Genomic DNA, 17475 nt, shown 5'->3' on the forward strand with positions numbered 1-17475 from the left:
TCTTACCCCTTAGTAGGCGAACGCGAGAACGTCGCGGTCAGTGTGGTCTTCATCGTGGGTATGATTGTGCGGGTTCTCCACGAGTTCAGCCATTGCAGCCGGCACACCAGCCTTGACATATTTAGCCAGCAGATAGAGTTCTGCCACCATGAGCACGCCGTACACAGCAGTAAGCGCAATCAGTGAAAACAGGATTTCCCCGCCGCTCACACCTGGTGAAACAGCTGCCGCGGTGAACATCTTGATAGCGGGATTACCGTCGGGGTTCGGTGCAACAACGAATGGCTGACGTCCCATTTCGGTAAATACCCAGCCTGCAACGTTAGCGCCAAAGGGAGCAAGGATTCCCACAATCGCCAAGTTAGACAGCCATTTAATCTCAGGAACGGTCCCCTGTCCCTTCTTACGGGTCACCCACAGCACGTAGAAGTACGACAGCATAGCGATACCGCCCAGCGTAAACATTCCGCGGAATCCGTAGTAAGTTACTTCCATCAGCGGCAGGTAGTTAATTTCTTGACCGGCACGCTCACCGTACATGGGGTCATCGGGCAGATGTGTTCCGTACTGTTCCTGGTACTGCGGCATCAGACTGACAATACCGGGGACGTCCGTAGTGAAGTTATCGTGCGCCAAGAATGAAAGCAGACCGGGAATCTCTACGACAGCCTGTACATCATCACAGTTTTGTGCACCGGGATTCGAAATAGAGAACAGCGAAAAGGCAGTGCCATCGTGGCAGGCTGCTTCTGCTGCCGCCATTTTCATGGGCTGTTGCTGGATCATCAGCTGCGCCTGCATATGGCCGGTGAATGCTGTACCAAAGAAGCCAATCAGACCTACCACAGCACCAATGCGCAGGGAGTTGAACCAGACTTTGAAGTCCGCGCGATCGCGTCCACCCACACCGGCATCGCCGACAATAACCTTGCCGTTTTCGCCCACGGTGTCAACGCCGTCCGCGCGACGTTTGTACAGCTTGTACCAAGCAATACCCACGAGGAATGAGCCTGCCACCTGCACAGCACCGAACAAGGTATGCGGCACAGCTACCAACGCCGTGTTATTGGTAAACACAGCCCACGCATCCGTCATTACAGGGCGGCCATCTACCATCTCGACGCCAACAGGATGCTGCATCCACGAGTTCGCCACAATGATGAAGTAGGCGGAGAACCACGACGCGCATACTGCGCCGAGCAGGCACAGAGCATGAATTTTGGGCTTGAGTTTATCCCAACCAAAAATCCATAGGCCGATAAACGTTGATTCGACAAAGAACGCGAGCAAGCCTTCCATCGCCAGCGGTGCGCCGAATACATCGCCCACAAAACGCGAGTACTCGCTCCACGCCATGCCGAACTGGAACTCCTGCACCAGGCCGGTGGCAACGCCCATGATGAAGTTGATGAGGTACAGCTTTCCCCAGAACTTCGTCATGCGCTTCCACTGGTCGCTACGTGTTTTGACGTACATCAGGTTGAAAAAGACAACAACAGCGCCCAACCCCAGGGTGAGGGGCACCATCATGAAGTGGTAGACAGTGGTAATACCAAACTGCCACCGCGCTATTTCAAGAGGATCCACGAACAGTCCTTTAGTGGTGAGTAGTGAGATGCCCCGCGCAACAGCGCAGAGAATTTCGATCAAAAGATTTGTTCTAGGATACTGAGTCAATATGAAAACAAAACCTGAGCGGTTGGCGTTGACGTGATGCTCACTTGACGGTAGAGAAAAGGTTATTAAAACGTTAACGCCCGATCATTGCTTTTAACAGCAATTACTCAGGCGTTAATTCGCTTTTCTGATATTTAGCTTTGAATAGCTTCAAAAAACAGTGTGATTTTACCTCGCGTTTCCCAGCAATCCCAAGGATGCAACAGCATCTCGCTCACTTTTCAGCTCGTTAACTGAGCGTTCAATGAATTTTCGTGAAAATTCTGAGATATCATAACTGTGCTCTATTTCATAATGACCATTCTCACAAACTACAGGGAAGGAGCAAACCAGACCTTTCTCAACCCCGTAAGAACCATCTGAAACAACTGCCATTGATGTGGTCTGACCATTTGTTCCGTGAACCCATGATTTGATATGAGAAATAGCTCCGTGAGCCGCCGATGCAACGGATGAGCCACCACGAACGTCAATAATTTCAGCACCGCGTTGAGCAACCTTCGGAATGAAGATGCTTTCAATCCAGCTTGCATCCTTGCCGTTTTCACCTAGAACTTCTATCGCAGGACGCCCAGCAATCGTTGCATTGAAAACATCCGGGTACTGGGTGGCAGAGTGGTTGCCCCAAATGGCCAGCCCTTCAATATCACTCACGCGCGCACCTGTTGCGAGTGCAAGTTGAGCGAGCGCGCGATGATGATCAAGCCGGGTTAGCGCCGTAAAGCGTTCAGCAGGAATGTCCGGGGCATGAGATGCACAAATCAATGCGTTTGTATTTGCTGGATTGCCCACGACAACCACCTTGATGTCGTCAGCGGCATGCGCATTAATAGCCTGACCTTGCGTTGAAAAAATAGCGCCATTAGCTTCAAGAAGGTCGCCGCGCTCCATACCAGCTGTACGAGGACGCGAGCCAATCAGCATCCCGATATTTGCGCCTTCAAATGCTTGATGGGGATCATCAAATACATCAACGGATTCTAAAAGGTCGAAAGCGCAATCATCAAGCTCCATCGCGGCGCCTTCTGCTGCCTTCACGCCCTGCGGAATCTCAAGCAGACGGAGACGAACGGGAGTATCAGACCCCAGCATTTCTCCCGCTGCCACCCTAAATAAAGTGGCATAGCCAATCTGCCCACCGGCGCCGGTGACGGTAATGGTGACAGGGCTATGGTTCTTTCTATATGACATAACCTCATTGTAGTGAACTGAATCACCCCAATGAGGTTATTGTCGGAATATTTCGTGGAATATCCGCCGAGCGCAGACCATCCACATGCCTATTCGGCAGATCTACATATCAATTTGTGACTGATCAAGCTGGTGAGCGCCGTTGATAATAAACTCCTTACGCGGAGCAACTTCGGAGCCCATCAGCAGTGAGAACGCGCGTTCTGCAGCCTCAGCATCCTCAATGCGGACGCGACGCAGCAGGCGGTGACGCGGATCCATGGTGGTTTCTGCCAGCTGGTCAGCATCCATCTCGCCCAAGCCCTTGTAACGCTGAATAGGCTCTTTATAGCTGCGCCCCTCGTCCTCAAGTTTCTTGAGCAACTGATTGAGCTCGCGTTCTGAATAGGTGTAAACCATCTCGTTAGCTTTACCGCGGTTAACAATCTCCACACGATGAAGCGGCGGAACAGCGGCATAAACCTTACCGGCCTCCACCAAAGGCTTCATGTAGCGGTAGAAGAGGGTGAGCAACAGCGTACGAATATGGGCACCATCGACGTCCGCATCCGTCATCATAATGATCTTGCCGTAGCGTACCGCGCCAACGTCAAAAGTGCGACCTGACCCCGCGCCAATCACCTGAATAATAGCGGCACATTCAGCGTTCGCTAGCATGTCGGTCAGTGACGCTTTTTGCACGTTGAGAATCTTGCCTCGGATGGGTAGCAAGGCCTGATACGCCGATGAACGTGCCAATCGCGCAGTGCCCAACGCTGAGTCGCCCTCGACAATAAAGAGTTCTGATTTCTCAACGTCATTAGAGCGACAGTCAACGAGTTTAGCCGGCATAGATGAGGTCTCAAGCGCGGTCTTACGACGCTGGGTCTCTTTGTGAACTCGCGCAGAAATACGCGATTTCATCTCGGCAGCAACCTTCTCGCTCAAAGCGTTAGCCTGAGTTTTCTCGGCGCGAGCAGTTGACTTGAGCTTTGCGGCAAGTTCCCTTGAAACAACCTTTGAGACAATGGCGCGGACTGCCGGTGTACCCAGAATCTCTTTCGTCTGGCCCTCGAACTGAGGCTCAGCCAAACGTACGGTAAGAACGGCAGTTAGACCGGCAAGAACGTCGTCTTTCTCGATTTTGTCATTGCCCATCTTGTACTTACGGGCGTTATCAGCCAAGTGCTTGCGGAAAGTCTTCAGCAAGCCCTGCTCAAAACCGGCCAAATGGCTACCGCCTTTGGGAGTAGCGATGATATTAACAAAGGTATTGACCTTGGTTTCATAGCCGATGCCCCAGCGCAAGGCAATATCGACCTCGCACTCGCGCTCTACATCCTGCAACTTAGAGTTGCCGTTAGAGTCAAGCACAGGCACAGTTTCGGTAAAAGTATCGCGTCCGGTAAAACGCCAAATATCGGTAACTGATGAGTCGGGTGCTAAGAAGTCAACGAACTCCGAGATACCGCCGTCGTGCTGGAACACTTCTTCGTGGCTCTCAAACTCACCGGGGGTTCCGGGCATACGGCGCTCATCGCGAATAGCAATGCGCAAACCGGGGATCAAGAAGGATGTTTGACGCGCTCGTGCCGTCAAATCCTCGTAGCTGAACTTAGCGTCAGGAGTAAAAATCTGCGGGTCAGCCCAATAACGCACGCGAGTACCGGTGACGCCACGCTTAGCCTTGCCCACAATTTGCAAGGCGTCATTGGGTGCAGAGAAAGGCGTAAATTCGGCATCTGGCTTGGGTGTACGTGAGGACGCGAAAGTTCCGGGAATGCCATGACGGAAGGACATCTGATAGGTCTTACCACCGCGGTCCACCTGAACGTCAAGACGCGCAGACAGCGCATTCACTACCGATGCGCCTACGCCGTGCAAACCACCGGATGCGTTGTAGGAGCCACCACCGAACTTACCGCCGGCGTGCAACTTGGTGAAGACCACTTCAACACCGCTGAGGCCGGTGCGGGGTTCGATATCAGTGGGAATACCGCGTCCATCGTCTTGAACCTCAACGGAGCCGTCCTTGTGCAGAATAATGTTGATGGACTGACCGAAACCAGCGAGCGCCTCGTCGACAGAGTTGTCGATGATTTCCCACAGGCAGTGCATGAGACCGCGCGAGTCTGTAGAACCGATGTACATACCCGGACGCTTGCGGACAGCCTCAAGACCTTCAAGGACGGAGAGGTTGCGTGCCGTGTAATTCGATGCAGCCAAAATGTTGCTCCCGAGATTAGAGTAGTGAACCTTTATAGTTTAGTTGGTTTGCGGCTCGCTAGCATTCGAATACGGCGCAAGTTTGCCCACAGTATCTGCCGGGTACGAGGGTGTTCGTGGGAAGTGAACAGCGCATTGCCAACAGCGAACGCGGAATAATTCCACCGGCACACGTGGTTGTATGGGTACAACACATTTTCAGACATGAGGAGGCAATGGTGAGCGTAACAGCTGTAGAAACTCAAGAATTGAAGGCAACCGATCGTTGTGATGCTTGCGGAGCCCAGGCGTACGTACGCGCCACTATGGAATCAGGTGAGTTGCTGTTCTGCGGTCACCACGCGCGCGCTAACGAATCAGCCCTGCGCGAGGTCGCAGTTGACTGGGATGACCAGACTGACCGCATCAAGTAGGTTATTCTTTGCTAACTTATTGGGGCGCTTTACCGGATATTAATTTCGGTGGGGCGTCCTTTTTTGGATTGATTTTGACGGGGAAAGACGAAAGCAAAAAAGCCCGTTCGCTCCCCTAGGTGTCAAGGGAGAGAACGGGCTTTTAGCGTTAACTAGCGGTTTGGGCTAGGTAGTCGCGCAGAACCTGCTGACCGGGAAAAATCCGAGCAAGCGAGGAATCAATTTTTTCCCGCGTCAGATAGCCAGACCGCCTGAACTATCCTTTGCTCGCATTCTTATCGGATTAGTCCAAGTAGTCGCGCAGAACCTGCGAACGTGACGGGTGACGCAGCTTAGACATGGTCTTTGACTCAATCTGGCGGATGCGCTCACGGGTAACGCCGTACACCTTACCGATTTCGTCAAGAGTTTTAGCCTGGCCGTCAGTCATACCGAAGCGCATTGCAACAACGCCTGCTTCACGTTCTGACAGGGTGTCGAGGACTGAGTGCAACTGCTCCTGCAAAAGGGTGAATGAGACAGCATCGGCAGGTACAACTGCCTCTGAGTCCTCAATAAGATCACCAAATTCGGAGTCGCCGTCTTCGCCCAGCGGGGTGTGCAGTGAGATCGGTTCGCGGCCGTACTTCTGAACCTCGATGACCTTTTCGGGGGTCATGTCGAGTTCTTTTGCCAGCTCTTCAGGGGTGGGTTCGCGACCCAAATCCTGAAGCATCTGACGCTGGACGCGCGCAAGCTTGTTGATAACTTCAACCATGTGCACGGGAATACGAATGGTTCGTGCCTGGTCTGCCATCGCACGGGTGATAGCCTGACGGATCCACCAGGTTGCGTAGGTTGAGAACTTGAAGCCCTTTGAGTAGTCGAACTTCTCAACTGCGCGAATAAGACCGAGGTTACCTTCCTGGATGAGGTCCAAGAAGAGCATGCCACGACCGGTGTAGCGCTTAGCGAGAGAGACAACAAGACGAAGGTTAGCTTCGAGCAAGTGGTTCTTTGCACGCTTGCCGTCGTGAATGACCCAGCGAAGTTCCTTCTTCAGCTCGCGGTCCATGTCAGGATTTTCTGCAAGCTTGTGCTCAGCGTAGAGACCAGCTTCGATACGCTGCGCAAGGTCGACCTCCTGCTCAGCGTTCAGCAGTGAAACCTTACCGATTTGCTTGAGGTAGTCCTTGACAGGGTCAGCGGTTGCACCGGGGGTAACGACGCGAATTGCAGGTGCGTCGTCATCGTCGTTAGTGGTCAGAACGAAGCCGTTGCCCTTGGCCGCTACAGCTTCGGACTCTTTCTTTTCGACTTCTTTTTCGGTCTCTTCTTCGTCCTCATCACCGTCTTCGAGATCTACGGCGTCGGGATCTTCGATGTCTTTGTCGTCGATATCAATATCATCAGCATCAATATCTTCGTTTTCTTCGATATCCGCGCTCTTCTTAGTCTTGCGGGTTGAAGCGCCAGCCTTAGTTTTGCGGGTGGTCTTTTTAGCAGAAGCTTCGGTCAGCTCTGCTTTTACTTCTTCGTTCTCGGTCTCTGGCTTGGTTGCCTTTGAGCGAGTATTCGCCTTTTTGGTAGCGGTCTTACGCTTGGGAGCATCGCTCGTAGCGGTCTTCTTGCTTGCAGCAGGTGACACACAGAACCTTTCTTTTTGAAAACCACGTGTCGGTTCAGCGGCACGCAGTCAAAACACCTATGACCCTGTCAAATCTGTTGCGGTTTTAACCGGTTGAGAAACATCTTTGAAGGGTCTTCGGTTGTGTTCAACGCACGAAGTTTTTCAATTATTCCCGAGTGCGGGATATTTTCTCATCAGATAATGACGGGGTCGAGGCTCAATTATTCCAGAAGAAGTAAAGAAAATATACTTCTAACTCTTGCGTGGCGGGTAAAAATTGGGTACTTGGAGGTAAGTTCCTCGCCATGTTTGCCGGGAATCTTGGCACCACAAGGGAATAAAGTTGCGATTGATAGCTTCTTCAAAAGCTATGAACTCTGTCTCTTCCCGGTACTGTTTGCTGTGCTCCAGGACGGCGCAGGCGGCACTCGTGCGTCCTTTGAGCCAGTGAATCCACGCTTGCATGATGTAGATACGGCCCAGGCAACCGCTTTCAGCACTGTAACTCACCAAATCCAATAGCAGGTCGAGCGCTTCGAGACGTTCCCAGTGTGGTGCGGTGGGTGAAGTGCCCATAAGGTAGCCTGCGATGGTATCGAGGGAGTGCGCCGGAAGCGCGGCGTCATCGCTGAACGAGGCGGACTCTAAAGTTTTTCGTTCTGCTACTGGAAAGAGCACCTGCCCTCGGGCGGTTTTCTCAGTATCATCAAGTTCATCGAGTTCGGCCAGCGCACCTACAACAGTTTCAAGGTCGGCACATGCCAGTGCCAAAACAAGTTGTCCTGTACCCATTGTGGTAAGAGTGGAGGCGAGAAAACCGGCACTTTCTGGCGCAAGGGCATCGCGGAGCTGATCAGCCCAGGTGCCGGATGCCGCTGAGCTGAACTCGTCAGTTTCACAACTTTCCATAATGCGTTGAATATAGTGGTTCCACAGTGTAAATTCTGCGGTTTTTTGCTGACTGTAGTTCTGTGCATAAGAACTATGAGGGGCGGTAATAGTGGCTCGGTAAGAGGTAAACCAAAAGTTAGCATCTGACAGCCATTGGTCTTTGTCGTCAGGACGCGAGGTGGCAAGTACATCCCACGCGGGAGTGGGGAGGTTGTCCTGCGAAGCATGGGCAACGCTGGAGCCGTGTGCAATCATTTGAGCGTAATGCGGGCTCATTACGATTTCATCGACCATGCCGTCAAAGAACATGAGCTCATCGGGGTTATCCAAACGCCAGCGGGTGTAGGTGCTGACGTAAAAAGATTCCACCAAGTGAACATTGTGTTCTCGAGCCGCTGTGAATGAACTTTTAGCCCATGGCTGGATGCGGGCAACACTTTGAGCATCCTGTTGAATCAGTTCAAGGTGTGGTTGCCAGCTCTCCCCCGCCTGGATTTTTCGAGCTTCTTCTGTGCTGGTTTCACCGAAGTAGAGAGTGAAGAAAGTTTCAAAACGATGCCCTTGCTCATCGAATTCCGGCATCATTTCCATCAGGTGCGAAATATACGATTGCATATGCTCGCGTTCTTCTAGGTCGATGAGATCAGCTCGCATGCAAGGTCCGACTCCTCCGTCTGAGATTCCTAGAACAACGATGGAGTTTTCGGGCCAGTACCCCAATGCGTGAATGGTGTAGGCTGCAATGTCTGCAGGTGATCGTAGCGGCGTGAATTCTGATTCTTCAGCAGAGTGCGAAGATTTGTGGTTCTTAGTGTTCATGGTTTTACTTGACCACAGCTGTCCGGCAGCTCGCCAGCGTTCTATAAAATCTGTGGATAATCACTACAGCCGACTAGGGCTAATACACCTATCAACAGTAAAAGATGTCAACATTGGGCTGTGTCCACAATTAAAACCTTGAGAAACATCAAAGGCGCTGGCAACTTCATCAAAGAAATTGCCAGCGCCTTCGGGTATCTAGTGAAGGTTTATTCGTCTTCAGACTTCTCATCAAGGTGAGCAAGAAATTCTTCAATTTGAGCGCCAATTTCATCGCGGTCGGGAACTTTGTCGCCCTCGCGTTCAGCTAAAGAAAGCAACTGCATATCTGAAGCCTTGACGTTGTAGTCGTAGTTCTCTTCTAAACGCTCAATCATCATGCCGATTTCTGGGTTTGCCTGAACCTGCTCGTTGATTTGCTCTTGCACGCTTTCCGTAGAATCGCGAAGCTTATCTGAGGGCAGGCTCAACTTAGCAGCCATCGAGACGTGTTCCATGGCTAGCAATGTTGATTGGGGCAAATCTGCTTCTGAGAGGTACTGCGGAACATTGATGGCAAAGCCCACAGTATCGATGTTGCGCTCGCCCAATCCGATTTCTAGCAGATGCGAGATAGAACCTTGCACCTCGGCGATGGGGTGCCATGCAGAGATTCCGTGGGTGAGGTCTTTGCGAGAACCGTGAGCGGTGACAAGCATAGGACGCGTGTGCGGAACAGGCATCGGAAAGCCCGAGACAAAAATGGTGAGAGAGACTTCTAGCCGCTCTGCAATATCAGATAACGCGGTGACAAAGCGCTGCCATTGCAAATCAGGCTCAGCACCGGTGAGCAGCAAGAAAGGAGTCTCTAAGCGGTCTTCCATCAGGTAGAGCTTGAGCTCAGGCATCACTGCTTTTTCAAAATGATCTTCTTTGAACTTCACACGGGGACGGCGCACTCGATAGTCGTGCAACTGATCCATATCAAATTCAAGGATGGATGCGTTTTCTAGCTCTTTGAGAAGAACTTCGCCGAGGTGACCCGCGGTACCCCCGGCATCCTGCGGATGCGAGAGTGAAACAACGAGGGGAAGTCCGCGTAGGTTCTCGTTCTCGAACACGCCAGCCTTAGCTAAGTACAGGCTATCGGGGTTTAACACGGCGGCTTCCTCCTCTTATCTTTACAACATCTACAAGTTTTTATCGTCGAATAGGAATTTTATACCCTGCACTTGATAAATACTGCTTAATTTCGCTCAGGAGTGGTCAACTGTACACCGCTGCACTGTGTACTTCTAGGGGTGTCCACTTTCTGTGTGGTTGTGGGTACAGTTTCCGCTGAGTATTCTAAAAAGAAGTCACCTATACATAGTCCTTTTTGGCTGTGTGTTTCGTTGAAAATGTAAGGATGTTTTGATGACTTCAGAGATCACATTATCTGTTGCTTCTTCTGGAGCCGATGCTATCGATGCTGATGCTTTGGTTCTCGGTGTTTATTCATCGTCTGAGGGTGCTTCTCTTGCACCTTCTTTTTTGTCTGCTCAGACGGTAGAGGGTCTTGAGGCTGTTCTTGAAGATCTCGGTATCTCGGGCGCCGCAGATCAGGTCTACCGCCTGCCCGGTGTTGAGGATTCAGCCGCAAAGATTGTTGTTCTTACTGGTCTGGGCGAACGCAGCGAGGATGCTGCTACACGCGCTAACGCTTTGCGTTACGGCGTTGGCTCGGCTGCACGTCAGCTAGCAGGTTGCGAGAATATTGTTGTGGCTGTTCCCACCGAGGACGTGGATGATGTTGCAGCGGTTGCTGAAGGTATAGCTTTTGGTGCTTTTACCGACTCACAGCTGAAAGAGAAAAGCGCGGAGAAGGTCAAGGCTCCTGTTTCTTCTGCAGTTATTATCACCGATGTGGAAGCTGACGCTGCTTCTTCAGCATTAGAACGCGCGCTCATTCTTGGCGAGGCTGTTCACCATACTCGTGTATTGGTGAATACTCCCCCGTCGCATCTTTACCCCGAAACGTTTGCTCAGCAAGCAATCGAGCGCGTTAAAGACTTAGATGATGTCAGTGTTCGCGTTTTTGAGCCCGAAGAGCTTGAAGCTGAGGGTTTTGGCGGCATCATGGGCGTTGGTAAAGGTTCATCACGCGGCCCTCGTTTTGTAGAGGTCAAGTATGCACCTCAGGATGCGCCAACTTCCGTGGCTTTGGTAGGCAAGGGCATCACCTTTGATTCGGGCGGTCTTTCCATTAAGCCTGGCGCTGCCATGATGACGATGAAGTGCGATATGGCGGGTGCCGCATCCGTACTCAATGCTGTAGCTGCAGTAGCTGAGCTTGGCCTACCCATTGGCGCAACGGCTTATCTGTGCCTGGCTGAAAACATGCCTTCAGGCACCGCAACTCGCCCCGAAGACGTTTTGACGATGCGTGGCGGCACCACAGTTGAGGTGCTGAATACTGATGCTGAAGGTCGCCTCGTCATGGCTGATGGCTTGGCGTACGCATCGGAACAGAACTTCGATGTAATTTTGGATGTGGCAACCCTTACCGGCGCCCAGATGATTGCTCTTGGTACTCGCACTTCTGCGGTGATGGGTGATGACGCCATCCGTCAGCAGATTGTGGACGCGGCTGAGGCTGCCGGCGAAGACTTCTGGCCGATGCCGCTTCCTGCTCATCTGCGTCCTGCCTTGGATTCACAGGTGGCAGACCTCAAAAATATCGGTAGCCGTTTTGGCGGAATGCTCTCAGCGGGTATCTTCCTCAAGGAATTCGTGGGCTCTACCGATGAAGGTCAGATTCCTTGGGCGCACCTTGATATTGCATCCCCTGCGTTCAACGAAGAATCCGCGTTTGGCTTCACTCCCAAGGAAGGGACTGGCCAGTCCGTGCCCACACTGGTGAAGTTCTTGGAAACTCGTGCTGGTAACTAGACCATAGGTCGCGGTTACCCCTCGTGAGCTAGGTACGCGCCCCGCTATCGCTTTCTTGCTTTCAGCTACAGTCGCAAGCTGAGAGCATAGGGGCTATAGCGGGGCTATGCGTTTAAAAGTCCCCCCTTACCCGGTACCCAGTTTTCTTGGCTGAGTGTACAAGTGTTTACGTTCACCTGTGACTATGTTCACCAACACGACTTAGTGTTGAAACGAAACAAAGTAGAGCAACACCCAAACACGCGATAAGCTAGGAATCGAACTACATAGTTAAACCGCGGGGTTTTTAGCCCCGACTTTCAACAAAAGGGAGCATCAACGTGGCCGATACGGCAGCAGCTCAAGAATTTGACGTTCTGATTCTCGGTGGCGGTAGCGCAGGCTACTCAGCAGCACTTCGCGCAGTGCAGCTTGGCTTTACCGTAGGCATGATCGAAAAGGCAAAGCTCGGTGGCACCTGTTTGCACACCGGTTGCATCCCGACCAAGGCTTACCTCCACGCAGCAGAAGTTGCAGCAGAAACCCGCGAATCCGCAAAGTTCGGTGTTAACGCAACCCTTGATTCAGTCGACATGGCTAAGGTTCGCGAATACAAGGACGGCATTGTTGCAGGTAAGCACAAGGGCCTGACCGGTCTCTTGAAGATGAAGAAGGTTACCGTCATCGAAGGCGACGGTAAGCTCACCGGCAAAGACACCATCACCGTAGATGGCACCGAATACAAGGGTAAGCACATCATCCTTGCATCAGGCTCATACTCAAAGACCTTCGGCATCGAGATTCGCGACCGCGTGCTGACCTCAACCGAGGCACTGCAGATGGATTACACCCCCAAGAGCGCAATCGTGCTCGGTGGTGGCGTTATCGGCTCAGAGTTCGCATCACTGTGGAGCTCATACGGCGTAGACGTAACCATCATCGAAGGTCTGCCTCACCTTGTACCCAACGAGGACCCCGCAATCATCAAGGTTGTTGAGCGTGAATTCAAGAAGCGCGGCATCAAGACCAACCTCGGTACTTTCTTCGAGAAGGTAGAGCAGGACGAAAACGGTGCAAAGGTTACCCTGACCGACGGCAAGGTATTTGAAGCTGACATCGTTCTTGTAGCTGTTGGCCGTGGCCCTAACACCGATGGCCTGGGCTACGAAGAACAGGGCATCACCCTTGATCGCGGCTTCGTTATTCCTAACGAGCGTCTGCACACCGGCGTTGGCAACATCTACGCAATCGGCGACATTGTTCCCGGCGTACAGCTTGCACACCGCGGCTACCAGCAGGGTCGCTTCGTTGCAGAAGAAATCGCTGGTCTGAACCCCCAGGTTGTTGAAGACATCAACATCCCCAAGGTCACCTTCTGCGACCCCGAAATCGCTTCCGTTGGCTACTCACAGCCCAAGGCTGAAGAGAAGTTCGGCAGGGAAAACGTTGAGGTTGCAGAGTACAACCTTGCAGGTAACGGCAAGTCATCTATTCTCGGCACCGGCGGCCTGGTTAAGGTTGTCCGCGAGAAGAACGGCCCCATCGTTGGCGTTCACGCTGTAGGTAAGCGCATGGGCGAGCAGATCGGTGAGGCTCAGATGTGGGTTGTCTGGGAAGCATTCCCCGAGGACGTTGCACAGTTCATCCACGCACACCCCACTCAGAACGAGTCACTGGGTGAAGCAGCGATGGCACTTGCTGGCGCACCCCTGCACGGCTAATAAAGCTTTTAGGGTGGCACGTTTGAAGACCGAGCGTGCCACCCTCTCATAGATTTTCGTAGCATCACTATAGAAGGACGGAAAGAGACATTATGTCGACTACTGTTGAACTGCCCGCACTGGGCGAATCCGTAACCGAGGGCACCGTTACCCGCTGGTTGGTAGAGGTTGGCGATACCGTTTCAGTTGACGATCCCATCGTTGAAATCTCAACCGACAAGGTAGACACCGAGGTTCCCTCACCCGTTGCAGGTACCATCGAAAAGATCCTCGTTGAAGAAGACGAAGACATCGAAGTTGGTGCTCCCCTCGTAGTTATCGGCGACGGCTCAGGCGCTTCAGAAGAAGCTCCCGCAGCACCCGCTGAAGAAAAGAAGGAAGAAGCTCCCGCAGCTGAAGAGAAGAAGGAAGAGGAAGCACCCGCTGCTCCCGCTTCATCAGGCTCATCAGAAGGTCAGGAAGTTACCCTTCCCGCACTCGGTGAATCAGTTACCGAAGGCACCATCACTCGCTGGCTCAAAGAAATCGGCGAAGAAGTTGCAGTTGACGAGCCCCTCGTTGAAATCTCAACCGACAAGGTAGACACCGAGGTTCCCTCACCCGTAGCTGGTACTCTCCTTGAAATCCGCATCCAGGAAGACGAGGACGCTGAAGTTGGTCAGGTTCTGGCTATCATCGGTGACGCATCAGCAGCTTCATCAGCTCCCGCAGCTGAAGAGAAGAAGGAAGAAGCAACACCTGCTCCTTCAGCTGAGGAGAAGAAGGAAGCTCCCCAGGCTGAGGTTAAGAAGGAAGAGACCTCAGAAGAGGCTTCAGCACCTGCATCATCAAACGGCGAAGTTTACGTAACCCCGCTGGTTCGCAAGCTCGCTAAGCAGGAAGGCATCGACCTCTCCACCATTAAGGGCACCGGTGTTGGTGGCCGCATCCGCAAGCAGGACGTTCAGGCAGCAGTTGAGGCTAAGGGCTCATCAGCACCTGCAGCTTCAGCTCCTGCAGCTTCAGAGTCAGCTCCCGCAGCTGCTAAGAAGGAAGCTCCCAAGGTTGAGAAGTCATCAAAGCGTGGCACCACCGAGAAGGCTCCCCGCATTCGCCAGACCGTTGCTAAGCGCATGGTTGAGTCACTTGCTACCTCAGCACAGCTGACCACCGTTCAGGAAATTGACCTGACCCGCCTGGTTGCACTGCGCAACAAGGCTAAGGACGACTTCGCAGCTCGCGAGGGCGCAAAGCTCACCTTCCTGCCCTTCTTCGCAAAGGCAGTGACCGAGGCTCTGCAGCAGTTCCCCCAGTTCAACTCCTCAATGTCAGATGACTTCAAGGAAATCACTTACCACGGTTCAGAGAACCTTGGTTTGGCAGTAGATACCCCCAAGGGTCTGCTGGTTCCCGTGGTCAAGGACGCAGGCGATTTGAACATTGCTGGTCTTGCTAAGAAGATTGGCGACGTTGCAAAGCGTGCACGCGACGGCCAGGTTGGTCCCGAGGAGCTCTCAGGTTCAACCTTCACCATCTCATCAACCGGTCAGACCGGCGGTGTATTCTTCACCCCGATCATCAACCAGCCGAACGTTGCAATCTTGGGCATTGGTTCAACCAACAAGCGCCCCGCAATCGTTCAGGATGCAGAAGGTAACGACGTTATCGCAGTTCGTAGCCTTGCTTACTTCTCACTGACCTACGATCACCGCGTAGTTGACGGTGCAGACGCAGGTCGCTTCTTGAACTTCCTCAAGCAGCGCCTGGAAGAAGCAGCATTCGACGCTGAGCTCGGCCTCTAAGAACGCGTCTCGCCGGTTGCCCGGCGTAGCGCTCTGAGCTAAGGACGCCGGTGTCTCCACTCATAGAGGCACCGGCGTCCTTTATATTTGTCCCGTGACTTTACCTTACGTTGTGTCACACTTGAGGCTTTTATGAACAGATTGTCCGCAAATAGCGTTGGTAGTGCGTAGAGTATAAAGTATGCTTCATACTATTTTGTTGATTTTGCACGTTATTAGCGTGGTGCTCATTATCGGTTTGTGGGTGGCTAACTTTAAGCCGCCGAAGGTTTTGCCGGGTCAGTTTCATTCAGCCTTGCTGGCATTTATCACCGGTTTGACCATGTATATTTTGGCGACTTCTAACGGTGCTCAGATTAACCACATGGGATACGGCATCAAGATGCTAATTGCCCTGGCGATTGTTGTTTGTGCTTTCATCGGCCAGAAGAAGTACAAGCAGGGTCTGCCCGTTTCTACCGGTCTTGCGCATGCGGTGGGCGGTCTAGCGGTTATTAACGTCATCATTGCCCTTGCAATCCACTAAAAATTTTCGATACCCGGCGGGTCAGAACTCACTGTTCTGGCCCGCCTTTTTATGCCTCATTCCTGCTTTAGTCGCTGATAGGCACAGCTGTCTCCAGCTTCCATTGATGATCCTGTAGCGCAAGGGTTAGGCGGGCGCGCTGCTGAGCTCCCCCATTGACCTCGGTTATCCCGCTGGTTCCAGCAAGCTGAGTTTGATTGCTTCTGAGGGTGACTGTCGCCTGCGCGTGTTCAGCGTCGGTTGAGATTTCGGTAATCTCTACGACGCTGAGTGGTTGGGACGCGAGTGTACGATCAGAGTCGCGGGAAATCAGTTCACCGTCTGCTCGGGCTACGTCTGAGGTAAGTACAGCGTATTCGGCGATTCCATTGCCGTTGCCGGATGCCAAAACCTTGTTGCGTGCCTCAAAGATTGAGTGGATATCTTCTTCAAGGTGTTCAGCATCCGCAGTGATACTTTCAATGGAGTCAGAAGTGGCTGAGGCAGAGCTACTGGGGTGAGATTCTGCAGGTGTTTCAGCTACCTGCTGGACTGAGGGCTCCGAAGTCACGGTAGCAGCTGATTGTTGCGGTTCTTCGTTACCGTTGACCAGCGTCCGACCCGCAGCACAGACCGCTAAAACACCTACGGCGGCCGCTATGGGAAGCAGCCACCGTGGTCGAGATTTACTAGTTGTTATTCCAGTAGCTTTCTTCTGACGAGTCTTTGGTGTGGCTGTAGTGCGTGATGCTCGTGAGACTCCGTGAGATGTAGCAGGAGCCACGATGCGCGCCGGCAAGCGTCCTTTAACGCTCGGGTGAGCAGCTGTGTGAAGTTCGATAGGCGTAGGTTTTGCATAGGATGCGAGCGCCGCCGTTATCTCAGCAAGTTGCGGTTGAGCATCTGCAGGCGCGTCCAAAGCTAATTCAAGAACCTGTGCCAATGAGTCTGGCGCATCGGGACAGTATAAAGATAGCGGTTTTCTAGTGATGGTATCTTCAGGAATAACTCCGGTGAGAGCACGCCAGATGAGGGCTGAAAATTCACGAATATCGTGGGCTTTATGCTGGGTTGCAATGGTTGCGGGTGCACCGCGAAAGTCGATGTCTGGGGCAAGGAGTTTGGGCTTCATCTCATCGAGTGTGAAGGCCACGGTGTGCGGGCGGAGTTCTGAGTAAGCAAAGGACTGTTGGTGCACCCAGGTGAGCGCGGCTGCTACGCTCTCTGCAAGGTAAGTGACCTCGCCCGGGGTGAGAGTTGACCTGACAGAAAGTACGTTATCGAGGCTTCCGGCCCCTAGCGGTTCGTACCATTTTTCGTGGCGGTGGTCGGATTCCCGATGGGTCAGAAGCGTCGCTACAGATTCTGGGTTATCAAGGTTAAGCAGGCGTTCTAAAGATCGGATTTTTAGAGTATCGCTTTGAGGCTCTGAACTGTGCAGGGTGTATTCTCCCGGTGCCAGTCCCCTCGATTTTCCTTGCGCTTCATTGCAGCTGACGAGCCAAAGCGCTCCGTGCGGCAATGATTGCATCTTGTAGATCACGGAGTATTCACCGGTGGAATGAGATGCACCGTTGGCGTGGGTATCACCGGTTTCTATGGCCGATGAAGCTTCAGAAGCATCGTGGCTGTGGGCATGAGCATCCACTTCGTGGGGTACCAGCGGCATCCAATTGGTAATGGGCAGGTTAGTCGACTCAGGTCGTGGTTCAAAATTCTTCATGACATCAGGTGTACACGATTTTCCAAAATCACCGCGAAAGTTATCCACAGG

At 52.6% G+C, this 17475-nt stretch carries 12 protein-coding genes; 5 read left to right on the plus strand and 7 right to left on the minus strand.

The window, feature by feature from the left end; translation table 11 throughout:
- Positions 1–9: 9 nt before the first annotated feature.
- The 3 genes from HF984_RS07340 to HF984_RS07350 all read right to left on the minus strand — a co-directional run bounded on the left by HF984_RS07340 (position 10) and on the right by HF984_RS07350 (position 5073).
- Positions 10–1587, minus strand: coding sequence for a cytochrome ubiquinol oxidase subunit I (locus tag HF984_RS07340; protein WP_168615029.1), 1578 nt, complete (start codon positions 1585–1587; stop codon positions 10–12).
- A 258-nt stretch (positions 1588–1845) separates the two neighbouring features.
- Complete coding sequence (locus tag HF984_RS07345) at positions 1846–2868, minus strand: malate dehydrogenase (RefSeq protein WP_168615030.1); 1023 nt, start codon at positions 2866–2868, stop codon at positions 1846–1848.
- Positions 2869–2970: 102 nt separating this feature from the next.
- A complete protein-coding gene (locus HF984_RS07350) occupies positions 2971–5073 on the minus strand; it encodes a DNA gyrase/topoisomerase IV subunit B (protein WP_168615031.1) in 2103 nt (700 codons plus the stop codon).
- Positions 5074–5291: 218 nt separating this feature from the next.
- Between HF984_RS07350 and HF984_RS07355 the strand changes: the two genes are divergently transcribed.
- Positions 5292–5486, plus strand: coding sequence for a DUF7455 domain-containing protein (locus HF984_RS07355; RefSeq protein WP_247596534.1), 195 nt, complete (start codon positions 5292–5294; stop codon positions 5484–5486).
- A gap of 283 nt (positions 5487–5769) precedes the next feature.
- Here the strand turns inward: HF984_RS07355 and HF984_RS07360 are convergent, their stop codons facing one another.
- The 3 genes from HF984_RS07360 to HF984_RS07370 all read right to left on the minus strand — a co-directional run bounded on the left by HF984_RS07360 (position 5770) and on the right by HF984_RS07370 (position 9944).
- Positions 5770–7113 (minus strand): RNA polymerase sigma factor, encoded by a 1344-nt coding sequence (locus HF984_RS07360; protein WP_168615033.1) that lies wholly within the window; start codon positions 7111–7113, stop codon positions 5770–5772.
- Between the two features lie 234 nt (positions 7114–7347).
- Complete coding sequence (locus HF984_RS07365; RefSeq protein ID WP_168615034.1) at positions 7348–8805, minus strand: DUF4192 family protein; 1458 nt, start codon at positions 8803–8805, stop codon at positions 7348–7350.
- A gap of 209 nt (positions 8806–9014) precedes the next feature.
- Entirely contained in the window at positions 9015–9944 is a 930-nt protein-coding gene (locus HF984_RS07370) for a proteasome assembly chaperone family protein (RefSeq protein ID WP_168615035.1), read from the minus strand.
- Positions 9945–10200: 256 nt separating this feature from the next.
- Here HF984_RS07370 and HF984_RS07375 point away from each other — a divergent pair, with 256 nt between their 5' ends.
- The 4 genes from HF984_RS07375 to HF984_RS07390 all read left to right on the plus strand — a co-directional run bounded on the left by HF984_RS07375 (position 10201) and on the right by HF984_RS07390 (position 15722).
- The gene (locus tag HF984_RS07375) at positions 10201–11715 is read left to right on the plus strand and encodes a leucyl aminopeptidase (RefSeq protein WP_168615036.1); all 1515 of its coding nucleotides are present in this window, start codon (positions 10201–10203) and stop codon (positions 11713–11715) included.
- 320 nt (positions 11716–12035) lie between these two features.
- Positions 12036–13415 (plus strand): dihydrolipoyl dehydrogenase, encoded by a 1380-nt coding sequence (gene lpdA / locus HF984_RS07380; protein ID WP_168615037.1) that lies wholly within the window; start codon positions 12036–12038, stop codon positions 13413–13415.
- 92 nt (positions 13416–13507) lie between these two features.
- Positions 13508–15196 carry a 2-oxoglutarate dehydrogenase, E2 component, dihydrolipoamide succinyltransferase gene (gene sucB, locus HF984_RS07385; protein ID WP_168615038.1) on the plus strand — a complete coding sequence of 563 codons (1689 nt, stop codon included), beginning with the start codon at positions 13508–13510 and terminating at the stop codon, positions 15194–15196.
- Positions 15197–15377: 181 nt separating this feature from the next.
- Positions 15378–15722 (plus strand): DUF2463 domain-containing protein, encoded by a 345-nt coding sequence (locus HF984_RS07390; protein ID WP_168615039.1) that lies wholly within the window; start codon positions 15378–15380, stop codon positions 15720–15722.
- A gap of 67 nt (positions 15723–15789) precedes the next feature.
- Here the strand turns inward: HF984_RS07390 and HF984_RS07395 are convergent, their stop codons facing one another.
- Positions 15790–17472: a serine/threonine-protein kinase gene (locus tag HF984_RS07395; protein ID WP_168615040.1), complete on the minus strand. Its 1683-nt coding sequence runs from the start codon at positions 17470–17472 to the stop codon at positions 15790–15792.
- Positions 17473–17475 lie beyond the last annotated feature (3 nt).

Source organism: Rothia terrae, assembly GCF_012396615.1.
Lineage (GTDB): Bacteria > Actinomycetota > Actinomycetes > Actinomycetales > Micrococcaceae > Rothia > Rothia terrae.

Excerpts from the sequence above, each read along its gene's own strand:
- HF984_RS07365 (WP_168615034.1), bottom strand. The coding sequence starts at position 8,805 with ATGAACACTAAGAACCACAAATCTTCGCACTCTGCTGAAGAATCAGAA.
- sucB (WP_168615038.1), top strand. The coding sequence starts at position 13,508 with ATGTCGACTACTGTTGAACTGCCCGCACTGGGCGAATCCGTAACCGAG.
- HF984_RS07345 (WP_168615030.1), bottom strand. The coding sequence starts at position 2,868 with ATGTCATATAGAAAGAACCATAGCCCTGTCACCATTACCGTCACCGGC.
- HF984_RS07375 (WP_168615036.1), top strand. The coding sequence starts at position 10,201 with ATGACTTCAGAGATCACATTATCTGTTGCTTCTTCTGGAGCCGATGCT.
- HF984_RS07390 (WP_168615039.1), top strand. The coding sequence starts at position 15,378 with ATGCTTCATACTATTTTGTTGATTTTGCACGTTATTAGCGTGGTGCTC.